Below are 14,789 nucleotides of genomic sequence, written 5' to 3' on the forward strand. Positions count from 1 at the left end.
CATGAACGAGGCCACCATGAGCAAGGTCGCGATCATCACCGGCGCGTCGCAGGGCATCGGCGCCGCCCTCGTCGAGGGCTACCGCAAGCTCGGCCACGCCGTCGTCGCCACGTCACGCACCATCGCCCCCGTCGACGACGCCGGCGTCCTCACCGTGCAGGGCGACATCGCCGACCCGGCGACCGCCGAGCGGGTCGTCGCGGCCGCCGTCGAGCGGTTCGGCCGTATCGACACCGTGGTCAACAACGCGGGCATCTTCGTCGCGAAGCCCTTCACCGACTACACGGCCGAGGATTTCGCCGCCGTGACCGGCATCAATGTCACCGGCTTCTTCCACCTCACCCAGCGGGCCCTGCCGCACCTGCTCGCCCAGGGCGGCGGTCACGTCGTCAACGTCACCACCAGCCTGGTCGACAACGCGGACGCCAACGTGCCTTCCGTGCTTGCCTCGTTGACCAAGGGCGGTCTGCAGTCCGCCACCAAGTCCCTCGCCATCGAGTACGCCACCCGCGGCGTGCGCGTCAACGCCGTGTCGCCCGGCACCATCAAGACGCCCATGCACCCGGAGGAGAGCCACGAGTTCCTTGCCGCCCTGCATCCGATGGGCCGGATGGGCGAAGTGGGCGACATCGTCGACGCCGTGCTCTACCTGGAGACGGCCCCGTTCGTCACCGGAGAGATCCTGCACGTCGACGGCGGTATGAGCGCCGGACACTGAAGCACTCGACATCACTTGAGGAGAGAAACCCGCGATGAGCACCGCGACGGACAACGAGACGATCCTGCGTGACGTCCTCGACCGGTGGAAGTCGGCCGTCGACGCGCACGACCCGCAGCGGGTCGCGTCCGCCTTCACCGAGGACGCCATCTTCCAGGGCCTGCACCCCTACAGCGTCGGACGGCACGGCGTCGCCGAGTACTACGACTCCCAGCCGCTGGGCATGAAAGCGGCGTACCGCGTTCTCGAAACGCGACGGCTCGCGGACGACCTGGTACTCGGCTACCTGGACGTCGACTTCTCGTTCACCGACCGGCCCACGCTCCCCGTCAAGCTCGCCGTCCTGGTGAAACGAGGCGACGAGGGCTGGGCGATCCTCCACTACCAGGTGTCCCGCCTGGACTAGCCGTCCGGCCGTCCGGACCGAGGCGCCGGGCACGGCGGTGCGGATCCGCTGATCGGCGACGAGTTCCTGCCGTCCGTACGGGAGGGAGGGCGCACCGACACCTCGCCCGTGGCCGCACGGAAGGCGGTGGCGGCCGGGTTCGGGGCGACCGAGTCGCTGCGTGCCGGCGGTGTCGTACGGGAAGTGCCGTCGCTGGACCCGCAGCCGGACGCCTGCTTCGAGCGCGGGCAGGTGTGAAGCGGAGCTGCGGCGCGGCTTAAGAAATCCTCGATGGACCCCGGGCGGTGCCGTACGGCAGATTGCTGGGTGATTCCACCCCCCTCCCCGGATGCGGACCGCTTCGGCGTGCCCGCATCCGGGACCTCACGCACAGGAGCCGTAGCGTTGAAGGCGCTGGTCAAGGAGAAGGCGGAGCCCGGGCTGTGGCTCGCGGACGTCCCGGAGCCCGCCGTCGGACCCGGCGACGTGCTGATCAAGGTGCTGCGCACCGGCATCTGCGGCACCGACCTGCACATCCGCGCCTGGGACGGCTGGGCGCAGCAGTCGATCCGCACCCCGCTCGTCGTGGGGCACGAGTTCGTCGGTGAGGTCGTGGAGACCGGGCGCGATGTCGCGGACATCGCCGTCGGCGACCGGGTCAGCGGCGAGGGCCATCTGGTGTGCGGCAAGTGCCGCAACTGCCTCGCCGGGCGGCGGCACCTGTGCCGGGCCACGGTCGGGCTCGGCGTGGGACGGGACGGTGCCTTCGCCGAGTACGTCGCCCTGCCCGCCGCCAATGTGTGGGTGCACCGCAGTCCGGTGGACCTCGACGTCGCGGCGATCTTCGACCCGTTCGGGAACGCCGTGCACACGGCGCTCTCCTTCCCGCTGGTCGGCGAGGACGTCCTGATCACCGGCGCCGGGCCGATCGGCCTCATGGCCGCCGCCGTCGCCCGGCACGCGGGCGCCCGCAACGTCGTCGTCACCGACGTCAGCGAGGAGCGGCTGGAGCTGGCCCGCAAGATCGGCGTGAGCCTCGCGCTGAACGTGTCCCAGGCCGAAATCGCCGACGGACAGCGGGAGTTGGGCCTGCGGGAGGGCTTCGACATCGGCCTGGAGATGTCCGGCCGCCCCGAGGCCATGCGCGACATGATCGCCAACATGACGCACGGCGGCCGGATCGCCATGCTCGGCCTGCCCGCCCAGGAGTTCCCGGTCGACTGGGCCCGGATCGTCACCTCGATGATCACCATCAAGGGCATCTACGGCCGCGAGATGTTCGAGACCTGGTACGCGATGTCGGTGCTCCTGGAAGGCGGCCTCGACCTGTCGCCCGTGATCACCGGCCGGTACGGATACCGCGACTTCGAGGCGGCGTTCGCCGACGCGGCGAGCGGCCGCGGCGGCAAGGTCATCCTCGACTGGACCCTCTGACCTCCACAAGGGATTGATGATGTTCGACTCCGTGCGCGACGACCTGCGCGCCACCCTCGACGAGATCCGCGCCGCCGGGCTGCACAAGCCCGAGCGCGTCATCGGCACCCCGCAGTCCGCGACCGTCGCCGTCACCGCGGGCGGCCGCCCCGGCGAGGTCCTCAACTTCTGCGCCAACAACTACCTCGGCCTCGCCGACCACCCCGAAGTGGTCGCCGCCGCCCACGAGGCCCTGGACCGCTGGGGCTACGGCATGGCCTCCGTCCGCTTCATCTGCGGCACGCAGGAGGTGCACAAGGAGCTGGAGGCGCGACTGTCCGCCTTCCTCGGCCAGGAGGACACGATCCTGTACTCCTCCTGCTTCGACGCCAACGGCGGCGTCTTCGAAACGCTCCTCGGCCCCGAGGACGCGGTCATCTCCGACGCCCTCAACCACGCGTCGATCATCGACGGCATCCGCCTGTCCAAGGCCCGCCGCTTCCGGTACGCCAACCGCGATCTGGCCGATCTGGAACGGCAGTTGAAGGACGCCTCCGACGCCCGGCGGCGCCTCGTCGTCACCGACGGCGTGTTCTCCATGGACGGCTACGTGGCCCCGCTCGCCGAGATCTGCGACCTCGCCGACCGCTACGACGCCATGGTCATGGTCGACGACTCGCACGCCGTCGGCTTCGTCGGCCCCGGCGGCCGCGGCACCCCCGAGCTGCACGGCGTCATGGACCGCGTCGACATCATCACCGGCACCCTCGGCAAGGCGCTCGGCGGCGCCTCCGGCGGCTACGTGGCCGCCCGCGCCGAGATCGTCGCCCTGCTGCGCCAGCGCTCACGGCCCTACCTCTTCTCGAACACCCTCGCCCCGGTGATCGCCGCGGCCTCGCTGAAGGTGCTCGACCTGCTGGAGTCGGCGGACGACCTGCGCGTGCGGCTCGCCGAGAACACCGCGCTGTTCCGCAGCCGGATGACCGAGGAGGGCTTCGACATCCTCCCCGGCGACCATGCCATCGCACCCGTGATGATCGGCGACGCGACGAAGGCGGGCCGCCTCGCGGAGCTGCTGCTGGAGCGGGGCGTGTACGTGATCGGCTTCTCGTACCCGGTGGTGCCGCAGGGCCAGGCGCGCATTCGCGTGCAGCTGTCCGCCGCGCACTCGACCGAGGACGTGAACCGCGCCGTGGACGCCTTCGTCGGGGCGCGGGCGGAATTGGAAGGCTGAGCAGGAGCACACGGGGGCAGTCACGTGGGCATTTGAGACAATCGTTCCCATGATCGAAGCGCGGCGGTTGCACATCCTCCGTGCGGTGGCCGACCACCGCACCGTGACGGCGGCAGCCGCCGCGCTGTACCTCACCCCCTCCGCCGTCTCCCAGCAGTTGACGGCCCTGGAGCAGGAGACCGGCCACCGCCTGGTCGAGCGCGGCGCCAAGGGCGTACGGCTGACCCCGGCCGGCGAGATCCTGCTCAGCCACACCAATGCGGTCCTCGCCCAGCTGGAGCGGGCCGAGGCGGAGCTCGCCGCGTACAGCTCGGGCGCGGCCGGCACGGTCACCGTCGCCTCCTTCGCGACCGGCATCGCTCAGGTCGTGGCCCCCGCGATCGCCCGCCTCGCCGAAACGGCGCCGGGCATCCGCATCCGCGTCCAGGACGCGGAGGGCGACGCCAGCCTGCCGATGGTCCTGGACCGCCAGGTCGATGTCGCGGTCGCAGTCGAGTACCGCGGGGCGCCCCCCGCCGACGATCCGCGCCTGATCCACGTGCCGTTGTACGCCGAGCCCTTCGACGCGGTCGTCCCGGTGAGCCATCGGCTGGCCGACGCCGCCGAGGTCCCGCTGGCCGAGCTGGCCAAAGACCCGTGGATCGGCCCCTACCCCGGCAACCCCTGCCACGAAGTGGTGGTGCTGGCCTGCGAGAGCGCAGGCTTCCAGCCCCGCCTCGAACACTCCTCGGACGACTTCCGCGCCGTCGTGGCCCTCGCCTCCGCTGACGCGGGCGTGGCCCTCGTACCGCGATCGGCCCTGCGCGGAATGGACCTCAAGGGCGTGGTCGTGCGCCCCGTGGACGGAGTGGCTCCCACACGGCGGGTCTTCGCGGCGGTGCGGCGCGGTGCTGAGGAGCACCCCCTGATCCGTCCGGTCCTGGCGGCGCTGGAAGAAGCAGCCCGCACATAAGCTCACTCGCTGCCTCACCCGCTGTTTCATTTATGGGATAGATTCCCGGATATGAAACAGACGACGCGAGGCGACGCGGAGTCCGCCCCGGACCCCGTCGACACCCGCCTCGGCGCGCGCCTGGCCGAGCTGCGGGCCGAACACGGCTGGTCCCTGGGCGAGTTGGCGGAGCGCAGCGGCTTGAGCCGCTCGACCCTCTCCCGGGCCGAGCGCGCGGAGATCAGCCCCACCGCCGCGCTGCTGAACCGGCTCTGCCACGTCTACGGACGCACCATGTCCCAACTGCTCAGTGAGATCGAGGCCGAACAGGCCCAGCTGGTGCGGGCCGCCGGGCAACAGGTGTGGCAGGACACGGCCTCCGGCTTCCTTCGCCGCTCCGTGTCGCCGCCCCACGCCGGGCTGCGCGGCGAGCTGGTCGAGGGCCGGCTGACCGCGGGCGCCGACATCGCCTACGACCGGCCGCCCGTGCCCGGACTGGAACAGCACATCTGGGTTCTGGAAGGAGCGCTCGAGGTGACGGCACAGGACGTGGAACACCACCTCGACACGGGGGACTGCCTGCGGCTGCGAGTGTGGGGGCCGACGCGATTCAGGTGTACGGACCCCAGGGGCGTGCGCTACGTACTGGCGGTGGTGCTGCCGTGAACGTGAACCGGCTGGACCGCGGTGAACTGCACGCGCGTGTGGAGGAGTTGGCGGACCTCCTGGTCGACACCGTGGACGACGGCGCCTCCGTCGGCTTCCTCGCACCCCTCGACCGCGCGGAGGCGCGCGCCTGGTGGAAGCAGCGCGCCGTGGGCGTCGCCGCCGGGCAACTCGCCATGTGGGCGGCGTACGACGGGCACCGGGTGGTCGGCACCGTCAGCCTGGCCTTCCCGGACAAGCCCAACAGCCGCCACCGCGCCGAACTGGTCAAGCTGATGGTGCACCGGGGCGCCCGAGGACGGGGTCTCGGCCGCAGGCTCCTGGCCACCGCCGAGGACGCGGCCGCGGCGGCCGGCATCACGTTGTTGCACCTGGACACGGAGACCGACAGCCTTGCCGAGGGGCTGTACCGCTCGGCGGGCTGGACCCGGATCGGCGCGATACCGGACTACGCGGCCGCCCCGGACGGTGTGTTGAGGCCGACGTCGATCTACTTCAAGCAACTGAACTCCGACGCTCTCACCAGGTGATTGTCAGTGGGAGCGGCTACGGTGCGAGGCATGTCGGATGCCGAAGACGTACGCCGTATCTGCCTTGCCCTGCCGGACACGACGGAGAAGATCGCCTGGAGCATGCCCACGTTCCGGGTCGCGGGGAAGATGTTCGCCACGCTGCCCGAGGACGAGACCTCCATCGCCGTGCGCTGCCCCAAGGAGGAGCGCGACGAACTGGTGCTGGCCGAACCGGAGAAGTTCTGGATCGCCGACCACGAGGCACAGTTCGCCTGGGTGAGAGCCCGGCTCGCCTCGATCGACGACGAGGGCGAACTGCGCGACATCCTCGCCGACTCCTGGCGCCAGGCGGCGCCGCCCCGACTGCTCGACGCGCACCCGGAGTTGGGCCTCCCGGGGCAGAGCTGAAATCCCGCGAACCCGTCCCGCTTCACCCGCCCCGCCCCGCTTCACCCGACCTGCACAGCCGCCCGCCGTCCGCCGGAGACGAACCCGCCGATCCGCTCCCGCAGCGACCGGACGTCCAGGCCGTGCGCGGCGATGTGCTCCTCGATTCGGCCGTACCGCCGCAGCTCGCGGCGCCCCACGCCGAGGCCCAACACGCGGTGGGGAACATCGGAGAGTGCGTCGTTCGCGGCCGCGGTCGATGTGCCCGCAAGGTACGGCTCGACGAGGACGACGTCGGTTCCTGCCGTCTCCGTGGCCCGGCGCAGCGCGGCCGAGTCGAAGGGCCGTACGGTCGTCGCGTACAGCACGGTCACATCGAGCCCTTCCGTGGCGGTGAGCACGGCATCCAGCGTCGGCCCGACGGCCACGACCACGCCTGAGCGTCCCTCGCGGACGGTGAGGAACCGCTCCCCGTCGACCGCGAGACCGGCCGGGTTCGACTGCGTGGACAACCGCACATACACCTTGTCGTCACCCGCGGCGACCGCGTGCCGCAGCAGGGTCTCGGCCTCGTCGGGATGCCCCGGCACGTGCACGGTCCAGCCGTCCAGGGTGTCGAGGAGGGCCACATCGCCCGGAGCCATGTGCGTGTACCCGCCGGCGGGCCAGTCGAAGGACGCGGCGGCACTCACCAGCACCGCGCCCACGTCCTGATGCCCCAGATCCAGTTTGACCTGCTCGAAGGGCCGCTCGACGAGGAAGCTCGCGAACGTGTGCAGCACGGGCCGCATCCCGGTCAGCGCCAGTCCCGCGCCGGTCCCGATCAGCAGCTGCTCGCGGATGCCGACGTTCACCACCCGGTCCGGGTGCCGCCGCCGCGCCTCGGTGAAGCCGTCCTTGCCGATCTCGGCGAGGACGACGGCGACGCGTGGATCCTCGTCGAGCAGCCGTGAGACGACGGGAGCGAAACGGTCACGCATGGTGTCCATGGAAGGTCGGGCCTTTCTCGTGGTCGAAAGAGGTGCCGTACGCGGCAGGAGCGGAATACGGCAGGTGCGGTACGGGGCCGGGCTCGGACGTGGGCGGGGGGCTCAGACGTTCTTCGGCTCCACCCGGGCCACGACGACGTGCGGGCGGTCCGGATGCGGAGCGGTGAAGGCGGCGTACAGCGCCTCGTGGTCACGGCCGTCGACGGTGACCGCGGACCAGCCCGCGGCCTCGAAACGGGCGGCGATGCCGCCGGGTCGCGCATGACTGGCGGAGGAGTTGTCGACGACGACGGTGTGCAGCTGCTCCAGCCCGGCGGGCCCGGCGAAGGCGATCGCCTCGTGGTTGCTGCCCTCGTCCAGTTCGGCGTCCCCGATCAGCACCCAGGTCCGCGGCTCACGCAGTCCCTGGGCCCGCAGACCCAGCGCCGTACCCACACCGATCGGCAGCCCGTGCCCCAGCGACCCGCTGCCGATCTCGGCACCCGGAACGAGCACACGGTCGGGGTGGTGCCCGAGCGGAGAGTCGTACGAGCCGAACCCCGGCAGCCAGTCCACGGGTACGAAGCCCTTGGCGGCGAGCACCGCGTAGTACGCCATCGGCCCATGCCCCTTGGAGAGCAGGAACCGGTCCCGCTCCGCGTCGCCCGTCCGCTCCGGCCCCACCCGCAGCACACGGTCGTACAACACCCACAACACATCCAGCGTGGACGTCGCCGCCGGGCCGTGCTTCTCGTCGCCCGTCATCAACCCCATGAGCCGGGGCAGGTCTTCGTAGGCGTAGCCACGCCGCTGTTCCTCGGTGATCGCGTCAGTCATCGTCATACGGACGATCGTGCAACCTCAACCAAACTTCAGGTCAAGCGGACAACTCTCCCCGCCCAGCGATGAATTGGCTTGCCTGCGGAGAAAGGGCTGTGCGAGCCTCGTACCTCATCTCTCTGAAAGGGCTGGTCGTGACGCTCGGCATGGTTCTAGGCGACTCCTCCTCTCGCGCTTCGACGCGGGAGCGGTAGCCCTACCTGCCCTGACACACGCGCCCGTGCTGCGGCACGGGCCGTTTGCCCTGCTCCTCGTCGAAGTGCTCTTCGTGCCCCTGCACGTTCGATCACGAGGAGTACCTGGTGTCCACGATCCACTGGACCGAGATGAACACCCCCCGTTCTGCCCGCTGGCATTCCGAGAGCGCGACACCGCCTCCCAGCCGGGTCATCGCGGCGGACGACCGTATGAAAGCCGACTCCGCCTACCGTCTGGCCTGCGAAGGAACCGCCTTGCTGTGGCGGGGTGACTTCCACAACGCGCGTCAACTGCTGCAAGCGATGGGCCGCCGCATCAACCGCAAACCTTCCCGGCAGAGCGACAGCCCGGCACACTCCTTCCATCTGCACCGCAGGGCCCGCAGCGACCGCGCCCGCGTGCTCGGCAAGCTCCTCGTCCGGCTGGAAGCGGACTACGGCCTGAACCTCCGCAGGGCCCCCGATGTGCGCCAGGCATGCACCGAGGCGTACGGTCCGCCGTCCGAGCCGATGGCTGTCCCGCTCACGGAACTACTGGGCGTGATCGGAGCGCATCAATGGCGGGTGAAGGGCGTGGAGGTGCCGGCCCTCGACGCTCGTATTCACCCGCACTACGGCGTGTTCTCCCCGGTCAGGGGCGAGTACGTCGACCTCGTTGCACATGCACCGCTTCCCGCGCCGGCGGGCCGCCGCGCGAGGCGCCGTGCCGCAATCGACGTCGGGACGGGGACAGGAGTGCTCGCCGCCGTCCTGGTCCAACGGGGGATCGACCACGTCGTGGCCACCGACATCAGCCCGCGTGCCCTGGCCTGCGCACGCGAGAACGTCCGCCGACTACAACTCACCGGGCGCGTCGACATCGTGGGCCCCGGCCTCTTTCCGGACGGGAGGGCGGGCCTCGTGGTCTGCAACCCACCCTGGATTCCGGCCCGGCCCACCTCCGCCGTGGAGCAAGGTGTCTACGACCCGGGCAGCAGCATGCTCCGCGACTTCCTGGACGGACTCACCGCGCATCTCGAACCGGGAGGTGAAGGATGGCTCATCCTGTCGGACCTGGCCGAGCGCCTCGGACTCAGGACGCGCGGCGAACTTCTTGCCGGCATCAAGGCAGCGGGCCTGCACGTGGTGGACAGGATTGACACCCGGCCGCGGCATCCACGAGCGAGGGACGCCGATGATCCCCTCCACGCCGCCCGAGCCACGGAAGTCACTTCGCTCTGGCGTCTCGCCGGCACGTGACGATCAGCGCCGGCTGTCTCCGGGGGCGATCAGGCTGGTGACCTCGGCGATCGCCTCCGGGGAGGGGGAAGCGGAAGTGAGCTGACGGTTACCAGCCCAGCAGAGGCTCGCCGAGAGCCAGGCCGGTGGCGGCGAGCCACTCCTCCTGCACGTCCCGGTTCCTGGTCCCGATGGAGAGGTAGACACCGTGCGTACCCTGGGCCGGTTCGGCGGACTGGGAGGTCCAGACGCTGTTGAGGCACAGCTGGACACCGCACAGCTTGCTGGAGGGCAGTCCGCGCAGCGCGGCGTACCAGCCCACGTCGAACGACAGCGGGCCGACGTCCGCGACCAGGGCGTCGATGTCGGCTTCCCTGCAGTTCTCCTCCAGACGGGAGAGCACGAGCGGCGGCCAGGCGTCACGCCACGGTTCCAGACATATCTCCGGGGGAAGCGGCCAAAGCCCCTCCAACTCGGGTATCAGCTCCACCTGCACCTCGTACGGACTCTCGCCACGCGGCACGCCCAGCGCGTGCAGCCGCCTCCAGAAGTCCTCCAGGCCCGTCTCGGGAAAGCGCATACCGGCCCGTGTCATGAACCGGCCCTCGCGAAAGAACGTGAGCGCGTGAACGTACTGCTCCGCCGTCACGACCTGGCCGATCTGAGGGATGTCCGGGTCGTCCGCCCAATCGGCGAACTCTCTCAAAAGCGCGCGTGCGCGACGCAGAGCGCTCTCCGCGTCCGGTAGCGGCTCCAGTACCTCGTACAGCAACGACATCCCCATGGGCGACCTCCGCGGGCAGCCTAACGACGACCGAGCAGCCCCATCACTTCATTTGACGCGACCGTCGACGCATGGCCTTCCGCGCCGCGCTCGACATGGACGACGCCACCTGGATGCGGGGCCGCGGCTGGGCCCTGGCCACCGGGTTGAACGCCTGCACCTGCTACGCCGCCGTCACCCCCGGGTTGCCGCGCAGACCACCCGGCAGATCACCGAGGCGCTCATCGGCCAGGCAATCAGGAATGCAACGGAAGGCCGAGGGCTCGTCGCCGTCATTCCGGTGGTCAGGCCTGTCGCGCAACCCTGGTCGGCGCACGCAAAAGCCATGCGCGACCATCGACCCGAGTGCGGTATGGTTTCCATGCACGTTCGGCCGGGGGAAACCCCAGGTCAGACGGGCATCGGGACGTGGCGCAGCTTGGTAGCGCACTTGACTGGGGGTCAAGGGGTCGCAGGTTCAAATCCTGTCGTCCCGACCAGCTTCATGGCAGGTCGGAGGCCGTTTTCTCAGTGATGGGAAAGCGGCCTTTGTCGTGCGCGTGAGCGGGCGGTCGCGGGGCAGGGTGATCGCGACGGAATGTCTTGAGCTTGAGCTTGAGCTCGGGCGAGACCGCCAGGCACATGCCCACGCCTCTGCCCGTCCCCGATGGCCGCGCCTCGGCGGAGGCCCTAGCGTCGACACCATGCACTCGCCCCGCAGCGAGCCGGCCGTGGACACGGTGCCCGCTCTGTCCGCCGGGCCGGTCGCGCTGGCCTGGCTGACGCAGTTCCTGGTGGGAACCGATCTCTTCGTGGTGGCGCCGCTGCTCCCTCATATCGCCACGTCGTTCGATGTCTCCGCAGCCAGTGCCGGCCTGCTGGTCACGGCCTTCTCCATCGCCTACGTGGTGGCCTCACCCTTGGCCGGCTGGGTCTCGGACCGATGGGACCGCGCCACGGTCCTGGTCGTCGCTCTGGTGCTGTTCTCCGCCTCGAACGTCGGCACCGCTCTGGCGCCGGGTTTCGGTGTGCTGCTGGTCGCCCGGGTCGTGGCGGGCCTTGCCGCCGCCGCGACCGGCCCGACGGTGTACGCCCTGGTCAGCACCCGTGCGCGGCCTCAGGCACGGGCGCAGGTGCTGGCTGTGGTCGGATCGGGTCTGCTGACCGCCCTGTGGGTGGGCGCGCCGGCCGGGTCGCTCCTGGGGCGGTACGTGGGCTGGCAGGCCGCATTCGTCATCCTGGCGGCGGGCACGTTCCTTCTGGCCTTCCCGCACGCGTTCGTCTGGCGCGCGCTTCCGGTCCCGGCGGCCCTCTCCCCGCCCAGCGCACGGCAGGGGGCCGGGCGGCCCCGTACGGGGATCGCGGTGTCCGCCGTAGCGGTGACGAGCCTGTGGGCGTTCTCCGTGTACAGCCTCTACACCTTCCTCGCCGTCGCCCTGCATGCCGACGGCAGGGCCACCGCGGTGACGTGGCTGCTGGTCGTCTACGGCGTCGGTGCCGTCGTCGGCGGGCAGGTCGGGGGCCGGATCGCGGACCGGGCCGATGCCGTACGGGTCACCGGGGCGGCGCTGGCGCTGACGGCAGCGCTGGAAACCGTCGTGGCCCTGGTGTTCTCCGCCACCTGGGCGCTGGCCTGCGCGTTGGCCCTGTTCGCGTTGGCTGCCTACGCCTTCTTCCCTGCCCAGCAACGCCACTTGGTCGACATGTTCCCCGAGCGGGCGACCGCGATGCTGTCGTGGAACAACAGCGCGCTGTTCGTGGGCCTGTCCCTGGCCGGCGCCGCCGGTGGCCAGATCGTGCGTGCCCTGGACTACCAGGCGTTGCTGTACATCGGCGCCGCCGTGGCCGTGCCGGCGTGTCTTGTCGCCCGTGGCCGGCCGGCCCGGCCCCGTGGGAACGAGGGACGGCCATGAAGCATGAAGGAGAGGCCGTTCCGGGCACGTGCCGTGCGCGCCGCCTGACAGCCCGGGCCGGGGCCCAGCGGTGACAATTTCGCTTGCCGGAGAGTGATCACCACATCTACGGTCGGTCGCATGGCGGACGACGAACTCACGCGCGCGGCACGGCTGCTGGACGCCCAGGCCAAGGCCGAGCGGCTCTTCGCGGAGATCGAGGAGCGCGGACTCGTCGCGCCGGGTGAGGGGGAGCGGGCGGTCAGCGACCGGATCCGGGACCTGGCCAACGAACTGTTCGGCACGACCCGGCACTGGCACAAGCGCATCGTGCGCTCGGGGCCGAACACGCTCATGCCGTACCGGGAGAACCCGCCGGACCGGGCGATCGGCACGGACGACATCGTGTTCGCCGACTTCGGCCCGATCTTCGAAGAATACGAGGCCGACTTCGGACGGACCTTCGTCCTCGGCGACGACCCGGACAAGGGGCGGCTGAGGGACGACCTGGCGGAGATCTTCGCTGCCGCCAAGCAGTACTTCAGCCGCGATCCGGAGATCACCGGGCAACAGCTGTACGCCGAGGTCGAGCGGCTGGCCGCCGAGTGCGGGTGGCAGCTGGGCGGCTGGCACGCCGGGCACCTGGTCGGCGAGTTCCCGCACGAGACGATCGACGGCGCGGACACGGAGTCGTACATCACCCCCGCCAACGACACCCCGCTGCGCCGCACCGACAAGGCCGGGCGCCGCTGCCACTGGATCCTGGAGATCCATCTCATCGACCGGGAGCGGGAGTTCGGCGGCTTCTACGAGGAACTGCTCACCCTCGGCTGAACCTGCACGGGCGGTGTCCTGGATTCACAGAGCGCTTCCCCCTTGATCCCGGACCGAGCCCGGGGACCGTGCCGAGCCCGGGGACCGTGCCGAGCCCGGGGACCGCCCCGTACTCAGCCCAGCCCCCGGGCTCATGCTCTGCTCAGGCTCTGCAGAGATCCCGCTAGTCCACGTCCACCGGGCCGTCGTCCGTCTTGCGGTCCTTGCCCGAGCGGAGCTGGAGCAGCCCGTTGGCGCTGCTCTCATCGGGGCGGCGGTTTTCGTTGGCGTCCTGGTTGCCCAGGTTCTGCCGGACCGAATCGAGGATGGTCAGGCCCTGGGACACCAGGCCCGCGGCGATCTCGCCCAGGCCGTCAGCGCCGTTGAGGACGTTGACGTTGGCGCCGGCCAGACCGCCGGCCGCCTCCTTGACGATCTGCGGGAGCTGGTCGATCAGCATCCGGTCGAGCGCGACCCGGTCGTAGGAGGCGGCTGCCTCCGCCTGGATCTTCATGCGCTGCGCGTCGGCGGCGGCGAGCACCTTGATCCGCTCGGCCTCGGCCTCGGCGGGCTTCACGATCTCGGCCACCAGCTGCTGCTGGCGGAGCTTGGCCTGGCGCAGAGCCAGATCCGTCTGGGCGTCGAGCACCTCCTGCTGGGCATGAGCCTGGGCCAGCGGCCCGGCCTGGGAGGCCTTCGCCTGTGCGCGGTCCACCTCGGCCGAGTACTCCGCCTTGACCACGGCGGTCTGCCGGGCGTACTCGGCCTGGTTGCGGGCCGCCGCCTGCTCCGCCTCGACGGAGGCCTGGGTGGCCTGCGCCTGGGCGATCTGGGCCTGCCGCTGGATGGCCGCCTTGTGCGGCGCGGACATGGCCTCGATGTAGCCGACCTCGCCGTCGTCGATCGACTGGATCTGCAGTGAGTCCACGATCAGGCCGATCTTCGCCATCTCGACCTTCGAGGTGTCCAGGACCTCCGCGGCGAGCTTCTGCCGCTCCGTGACGATTTCCTCGACCGTCATCGAGCCGATGATGGCGCGCAGGTGGCCCGCGAAGATCCGGCCGGTCAGCACCGACATCTGGTCCTGGTCGGAGAGGAACCGCTGGCCGGCGTTGATGATGCTCTCGGTGTCGTTGCCGACCTTGAACGCGATGACGGCGCGGACGTGCAGTGCGATGCCCTGCTTGGTCACACAGGTCTCGGTGACCTCGGCCTCACACATCGACAGGGTGAGGAAACGGGTCTTGCGGAAGATCGGGAGCACGAACTTTCCGTGCCCCGTCACCACTCGGAACGGCGCGCCCCCCAGTCCCCGTCGCCCGCCCGAGATCAACATCGCCTCGTCGGGAGCGGGAACGCGGTATCCGAACATGCTGCTTACTCCTCAATCTGCGCCCGCGGCGTCGCCGCCGAGCGCGTCCAATGGATCCACCCACTCGATGACGCCGACCTCACGACATCCACGCGACTCGATCACGAGCACCGTCGCCCCCGTGGGCAGGGGATCTTCGGACCAGGCGAGAAAGGTTTCGGTACCGCCCCTGACCCGGACCAGGACCTCGCCGGGGCCCGCGGATCCGCGGGTTCCGATGAGTACTGTGCCGGTGCAGCCGATCACTGCCTCGTCCTGCGGCATCATGGCCGCTCTTCTATGTTCTGGCCCACGATTCAGACGATAGACCTACCTGGGGCGGGGACCCAACGGGCCCGCCGGTTCCGACCTCGTCACAGGGACGTATCGTCTCTGTCCGGCGGGGAGTTCGGCCCGCGCGCCATGATCGATTCCTGTCCACGACGGCTTCCGTCACCCGTGCGTCAGCTGCTTGTGTCCTGCCTCTGGCCCCGGGGACAT

At 70.3% G+C, this 14,789-nt stretch carries 16 protein-coding genes, 1 tRNA gene and 2 pseudogenes; 14 read left to right on the plus strand and 5 right to left on the minus strand.

The genetic code is table 11. The features are described 5' to 3' along the window. The first annotated feature begins 1 nt into the window (after nt 1). The 9 genes and pseudogenes from OG870_RS39290 (at nt 2) to OG870_RS39330 (ending at nt 6,267) form a co-directional block, all read left to right on the plus strand. Nucleotides 2–718: an SDR family NAD(P)-dependent oxidoreductase gene (locus tag OG870_RS39290; protein WP_266591701.1), complete on the plus strand. Its 717-nt coding sequence runs from the start codon at nt 2–4 to the stop codon at nt 716–718. Between the two features lie 34 nt (nt 719–752). Then, nucleotides 753–1,124, plus strand: a complete 372-nt coding sequence (locus tag OG870_RS39295; RefSeq protein WP_266529636.1) for a YybH family protein — start codon at nt 753–755, stop codon at nt 1,122–1,124. A gap of 27 nt (nt 1,125–1,151) precedes the next feature. Then, nucleotides 1,152–1,361: pseudogene (locus OG870_RS39300) on the plus strand (gfo/Idh/MocA family oxidoreductase); the annotation flags it as partial. A 147-nt stretch (nt 1,362–1,508) separates the two neighbouring features. Then, entirely contained in the window at nt 1,509–2,537 is a 1,029-nt protein-coding gene (gene tdh, locus OG870_RS39305; RefSeq protein ID WP_266591703.1) for an L-threonine 3-dehydrogenase, read from the plus strand. Nucleotides 2,538–2,556: 19 nt separating this feature from the next. Next, nucleotides 2,557–3,750: a glycine C-acetyltransferase gene (locus tag OG870_RS39310; RefSeq protein ID WP_266529838.1), complete on the plus strand. Its 1,194-nt coding sequence runs from the start codon at nt 2,557–2,559 to the stop codon at nt 3,748–3,750. 49 nt (nt 3,751–3,799) lie between these two features. Next, nucleotides 3,800–4,702, plus strand: a complete 903-nt coding sequence (locus OG870_RS39315) for a LysR family transcriptional regulator (RefSeq protein WP_266529640.1) — start codon at nt 3,800–3,802, stop codon at nt 4,700–4,702. 51 nt (nt 4,703–4,753) lie between these two features. Next, on the plus strand, nt 4,754–5,347 hold the full coding sequence (locus OG870_RS39320; RefSeq protein ID WP_266591705.1) for a helix-turn-helix domain-containing protein: 594 nt from the start codon (nt 4,754–4,756) through the stop codon (nt 5,345–5,347). Further along, nucleotides 5,344–5,877, plus strand: coding sequence for a GNAT family N-acetyltransferase (locus OG870_RS39325; RefSeq protein ID WP_266591707.1), 534 nt, complete (start codon nt 5,344–5,346; stop codon nt 5,875–5,877). Before OG870_RS39320 ends, OG870_RS39325 begins: the two co-directional genes overlap by 4 nt. Before the next feature lie 30 nt (nt 5,878–5,907). Beyond that, nucleotides 5,908–6,267: an MmcQ/YjbR family DNA-binding protein gene (locus OG870_RS39330; RefSeq protein WP_266529647.1), complete on the plus strand. Its 360-nt coding sequence runs from the start codon at nt 5,908–5,910 to the stop codon at nt 6,265–6,267. Between the two features lie 41 nt (nt 6,268–6,308). On the opposite strand, the gene OG870_RS39335 is transcribed toward OG870_RS39330, so the two are convergent. Both OG870_RS39335 and OG870_RS39340 read right to left on the minus strand, forming a co-directional pair. Further along, nucleotides 6,309–7,235: a transketolase family protein gene (locus tag OG870_RS39335; protein WP_266591709.1), complete on the minus strand. Its 927-nt coding sequence runs from the start codon at nt 7,233–7,235 to the stop codon at nt 6,309–6,311. A gap of 102 nt (nt 7,236–7,337) precedes the next feature. Then, the gene (locus tag OG870_RS39340) at nt 7,338–8,057 is read right to left on the minus strand and encodes a transketolase (protein ID WP_405625646.1); all 720 of its coding nucleotides are present in this window, start codon (nt 8,055–8,057) and stop codon (nt 7,338–7,340) included. 299 nt (nt 8,058–8,356) lie between these two features. Between OG870_RS39340 and OG870_RS39345 the strand changes: the two genes are divergently transcribed. Beyond that, the gene (locus OG870_RS39345) at nt 8,357–9,490 is read left to right on the plus strand and encodes a class I SAM-dependent methyltransferase (RefSeq protein WP_266591711.1); all 1,134 of its coding nucleotides are present in this window, start codon (nt 8,357–8,359) and stop codon (nt 9,488–9,490) included. Between the two features lie 88 nt (nt 9,491–9,578). Here the strand turns inward: OG870_RS39345 and OG870_RS39350 are convergent, their stop codons facing one another. After that, nucleotides 9,579–10,253 carry a hypothetical protein gene (locus OG870_RS39350; RefSeq protein ID WP_266591713.1) on the minus strand — a complete coding sequence of 225 codons (675 nt, stop codon included), beginning with the start codon at nt 10,251–10,253 and terminating at the stop codon, nt 9,579–9,581. A gap of 68 nt (nt 10,254–10,321) precedes the next feature. Here OG870_RS39350 and OG870_RS39355 point away from each other — a divergent pair. From OG870_RS39355 to OG870_RS39370, 4 genes and pseudogenes are all read left to right on the plus strand, one after another. Next, a pseudogene (locus OG870_RS39355) lies at nt 10,322–10,482 on the plus strand (phosphotransferase); the annotation flags it as partial. A gap of 173 nt (nt 10,483–10,655) precedes the next feature. After that, nucleotides 10,656–10,732: transfer RNA gene (locus tag OG870_RS39360), tRNA-Pro, on the plus strand. 204 nt (nt 10,733–10,936) lie between these two features. Then, nucleotides 10,937–12,145, plus strand: a complete 1,209-nt coding sequence (locus OG870_RS39365; protein ID WP_266591715.1) for an MFS transporter — start codon at nt 10,937–10,939, stop codon at nt 12,143–12,145. A gap of 120 nt (nt 12,146–12,265) precedes the next feature. Then, nucleotides 12,266–12,958 carry a M24 family metallopeptidase gene (locus OG870_RS39370; protein WP_266591717.1) on the plus strand — a complete coding sequence of 231 codons (693 nt, stop codon included), beginning with the start codon at nt 12,266–12,268 and terminating at the stop codon, nt 12,956–12,958. Nucleotides 12,959–13,121: 163 nt separating this feature from the next. On the opposite strand, the gene OG870_RS39375 is transcribed toward OG870_RS39370, so the two are convergent. Continuing rightward, nucleotides 13,122–14,309: a flotillin family protein gene (locus tag OG870_RS39375; protein WP_266529665.1), complete on the minus strand. Its 1,188-nt coding sequence runs from the start codon at nt 14,307–14,309 to the stop codon at nt 13,122–13,124. A gap of 12 nt (nt 14,310–14,321) precedes the next feature. Further along, nucleotides 14,322–14,573, minus strand: coding sequence for a hypothetical protein (locus tag OG870_RS39380; RefSeq protein ID WP_266529844.1), 252 nt, complete (start codon nt 14,571–14,573; stop codon nt 14,322–14,324). Between the last annotated feature and the right edge of the window lie 216 nt (nt 14,574–14,789).

Origin of the sequence: Streptomyces sp. NBC_00461, assembly GCF_036013935.1 — a bacterium.
Classification (GTDB): domain Bacteria; phylum Actinomycetota; class Actinomycetes; order Streptomycetales; family Streptomycetaceae; genus Streptomyces.

What these genes read in the sequence shown, in the direction of transcription:
- OG870_RS39315 (WP_266529640.1), top strand. Translation starts at nt 3,800, where the DNA reads ATGATCGAAGCGCGGCGGTTGCACATCCTCCGTGCGGTGGCCGACCAC.
- OG870_RS39340 (WP_405625646.1), bottom strand. Translation starts at nt 8,057, where the DNA reads ATGACGATGACTGACGCGATCACCGAGGAACAGCGGCGTGGCTACGCC.
- OG870_RS39310 (WP_266529838.1), top strand. Translation starts at nt 2,557, where the DNA reads ATGTTCGACTCCGTGCGCGACGACCTGCGCGCCACCCTCGACGAGATC.
- OG870_RS39320 (WP_266591705.1), top strand. Translation starts at nt 4,754, where the DNA reads ATGAAACAGACGACGCGAGGCGACGCGGAGTCCGCCCCGGACCCCGTC.
- OG870_RS39380 (WP_266529844.1), bottom strand. Translation starts at nt 14,573, where the DNA reads ATGCCGCAGGACGAGGCAGTGATCGGCTGCACCGGCACAGTACTCATC.
- OG870_RS39330 (WP_266529647.1), top strand. Translation starts at nt 5,908, where the DNA reads ATGTCGGATGCCGAAGACGTACGCCGTATCTGCCTTGCCCTGCCGGAC.
- OG870_RS39370 (WP_266591717.1), top strand. Translation starts at nt 12,266, where the DNA reads ATGGCGGACGACGAACTCACGCGCGCGGCACGGCTGCTGGACGCCCAG.
- OG870_RS39365 (WP_266591715.1), top strand. Translation starts at nt 10,937, where the DNA reads ATGCACTCGCCCCGCAGCGAGCCGGCCGTGGACACGGTGCCCGCTCTG.
- OG870_RS39295 (WP_266529636.1), top strand. Translation starts at nt 753, where the DNA reads ATGAGCACCGCGACGGACAACGAGACGATCCTGCGTGACGTCCTCGAC.
- OG870_RS39375 (WP_266529665.1), bottom strand. Translation starts at nt 14,309, where the DNA reads ATGTTCGGATACCGCGTTCCCGCTCCCGACGAGGCGATGTTGATCTCG.
- OG870_RS39335 (WP_266591709.1), bottom strand. Translation starts at nt 7,235, where the DNA reads ATGGACACCATGCGTGACCGTTTCGCTCCCGTCGTCTCACGGCTGCTC.
- OG870_RS39290 (WP_266591701.1), top strand. Translation starts at nt 2, where the DNA reads ATGAACGAGGCCACCATGAGCAAGGTCGCGATCATCACCGGCGCGTCG.
- OG870_RS39350 (WP_266591713.1), bottom strand. Translation starts at nt 10,253, where the DNA reads ATGGGGATGTCGTTGCTGTACGAGGTACTGGAGCCGCTACCGGACGCG.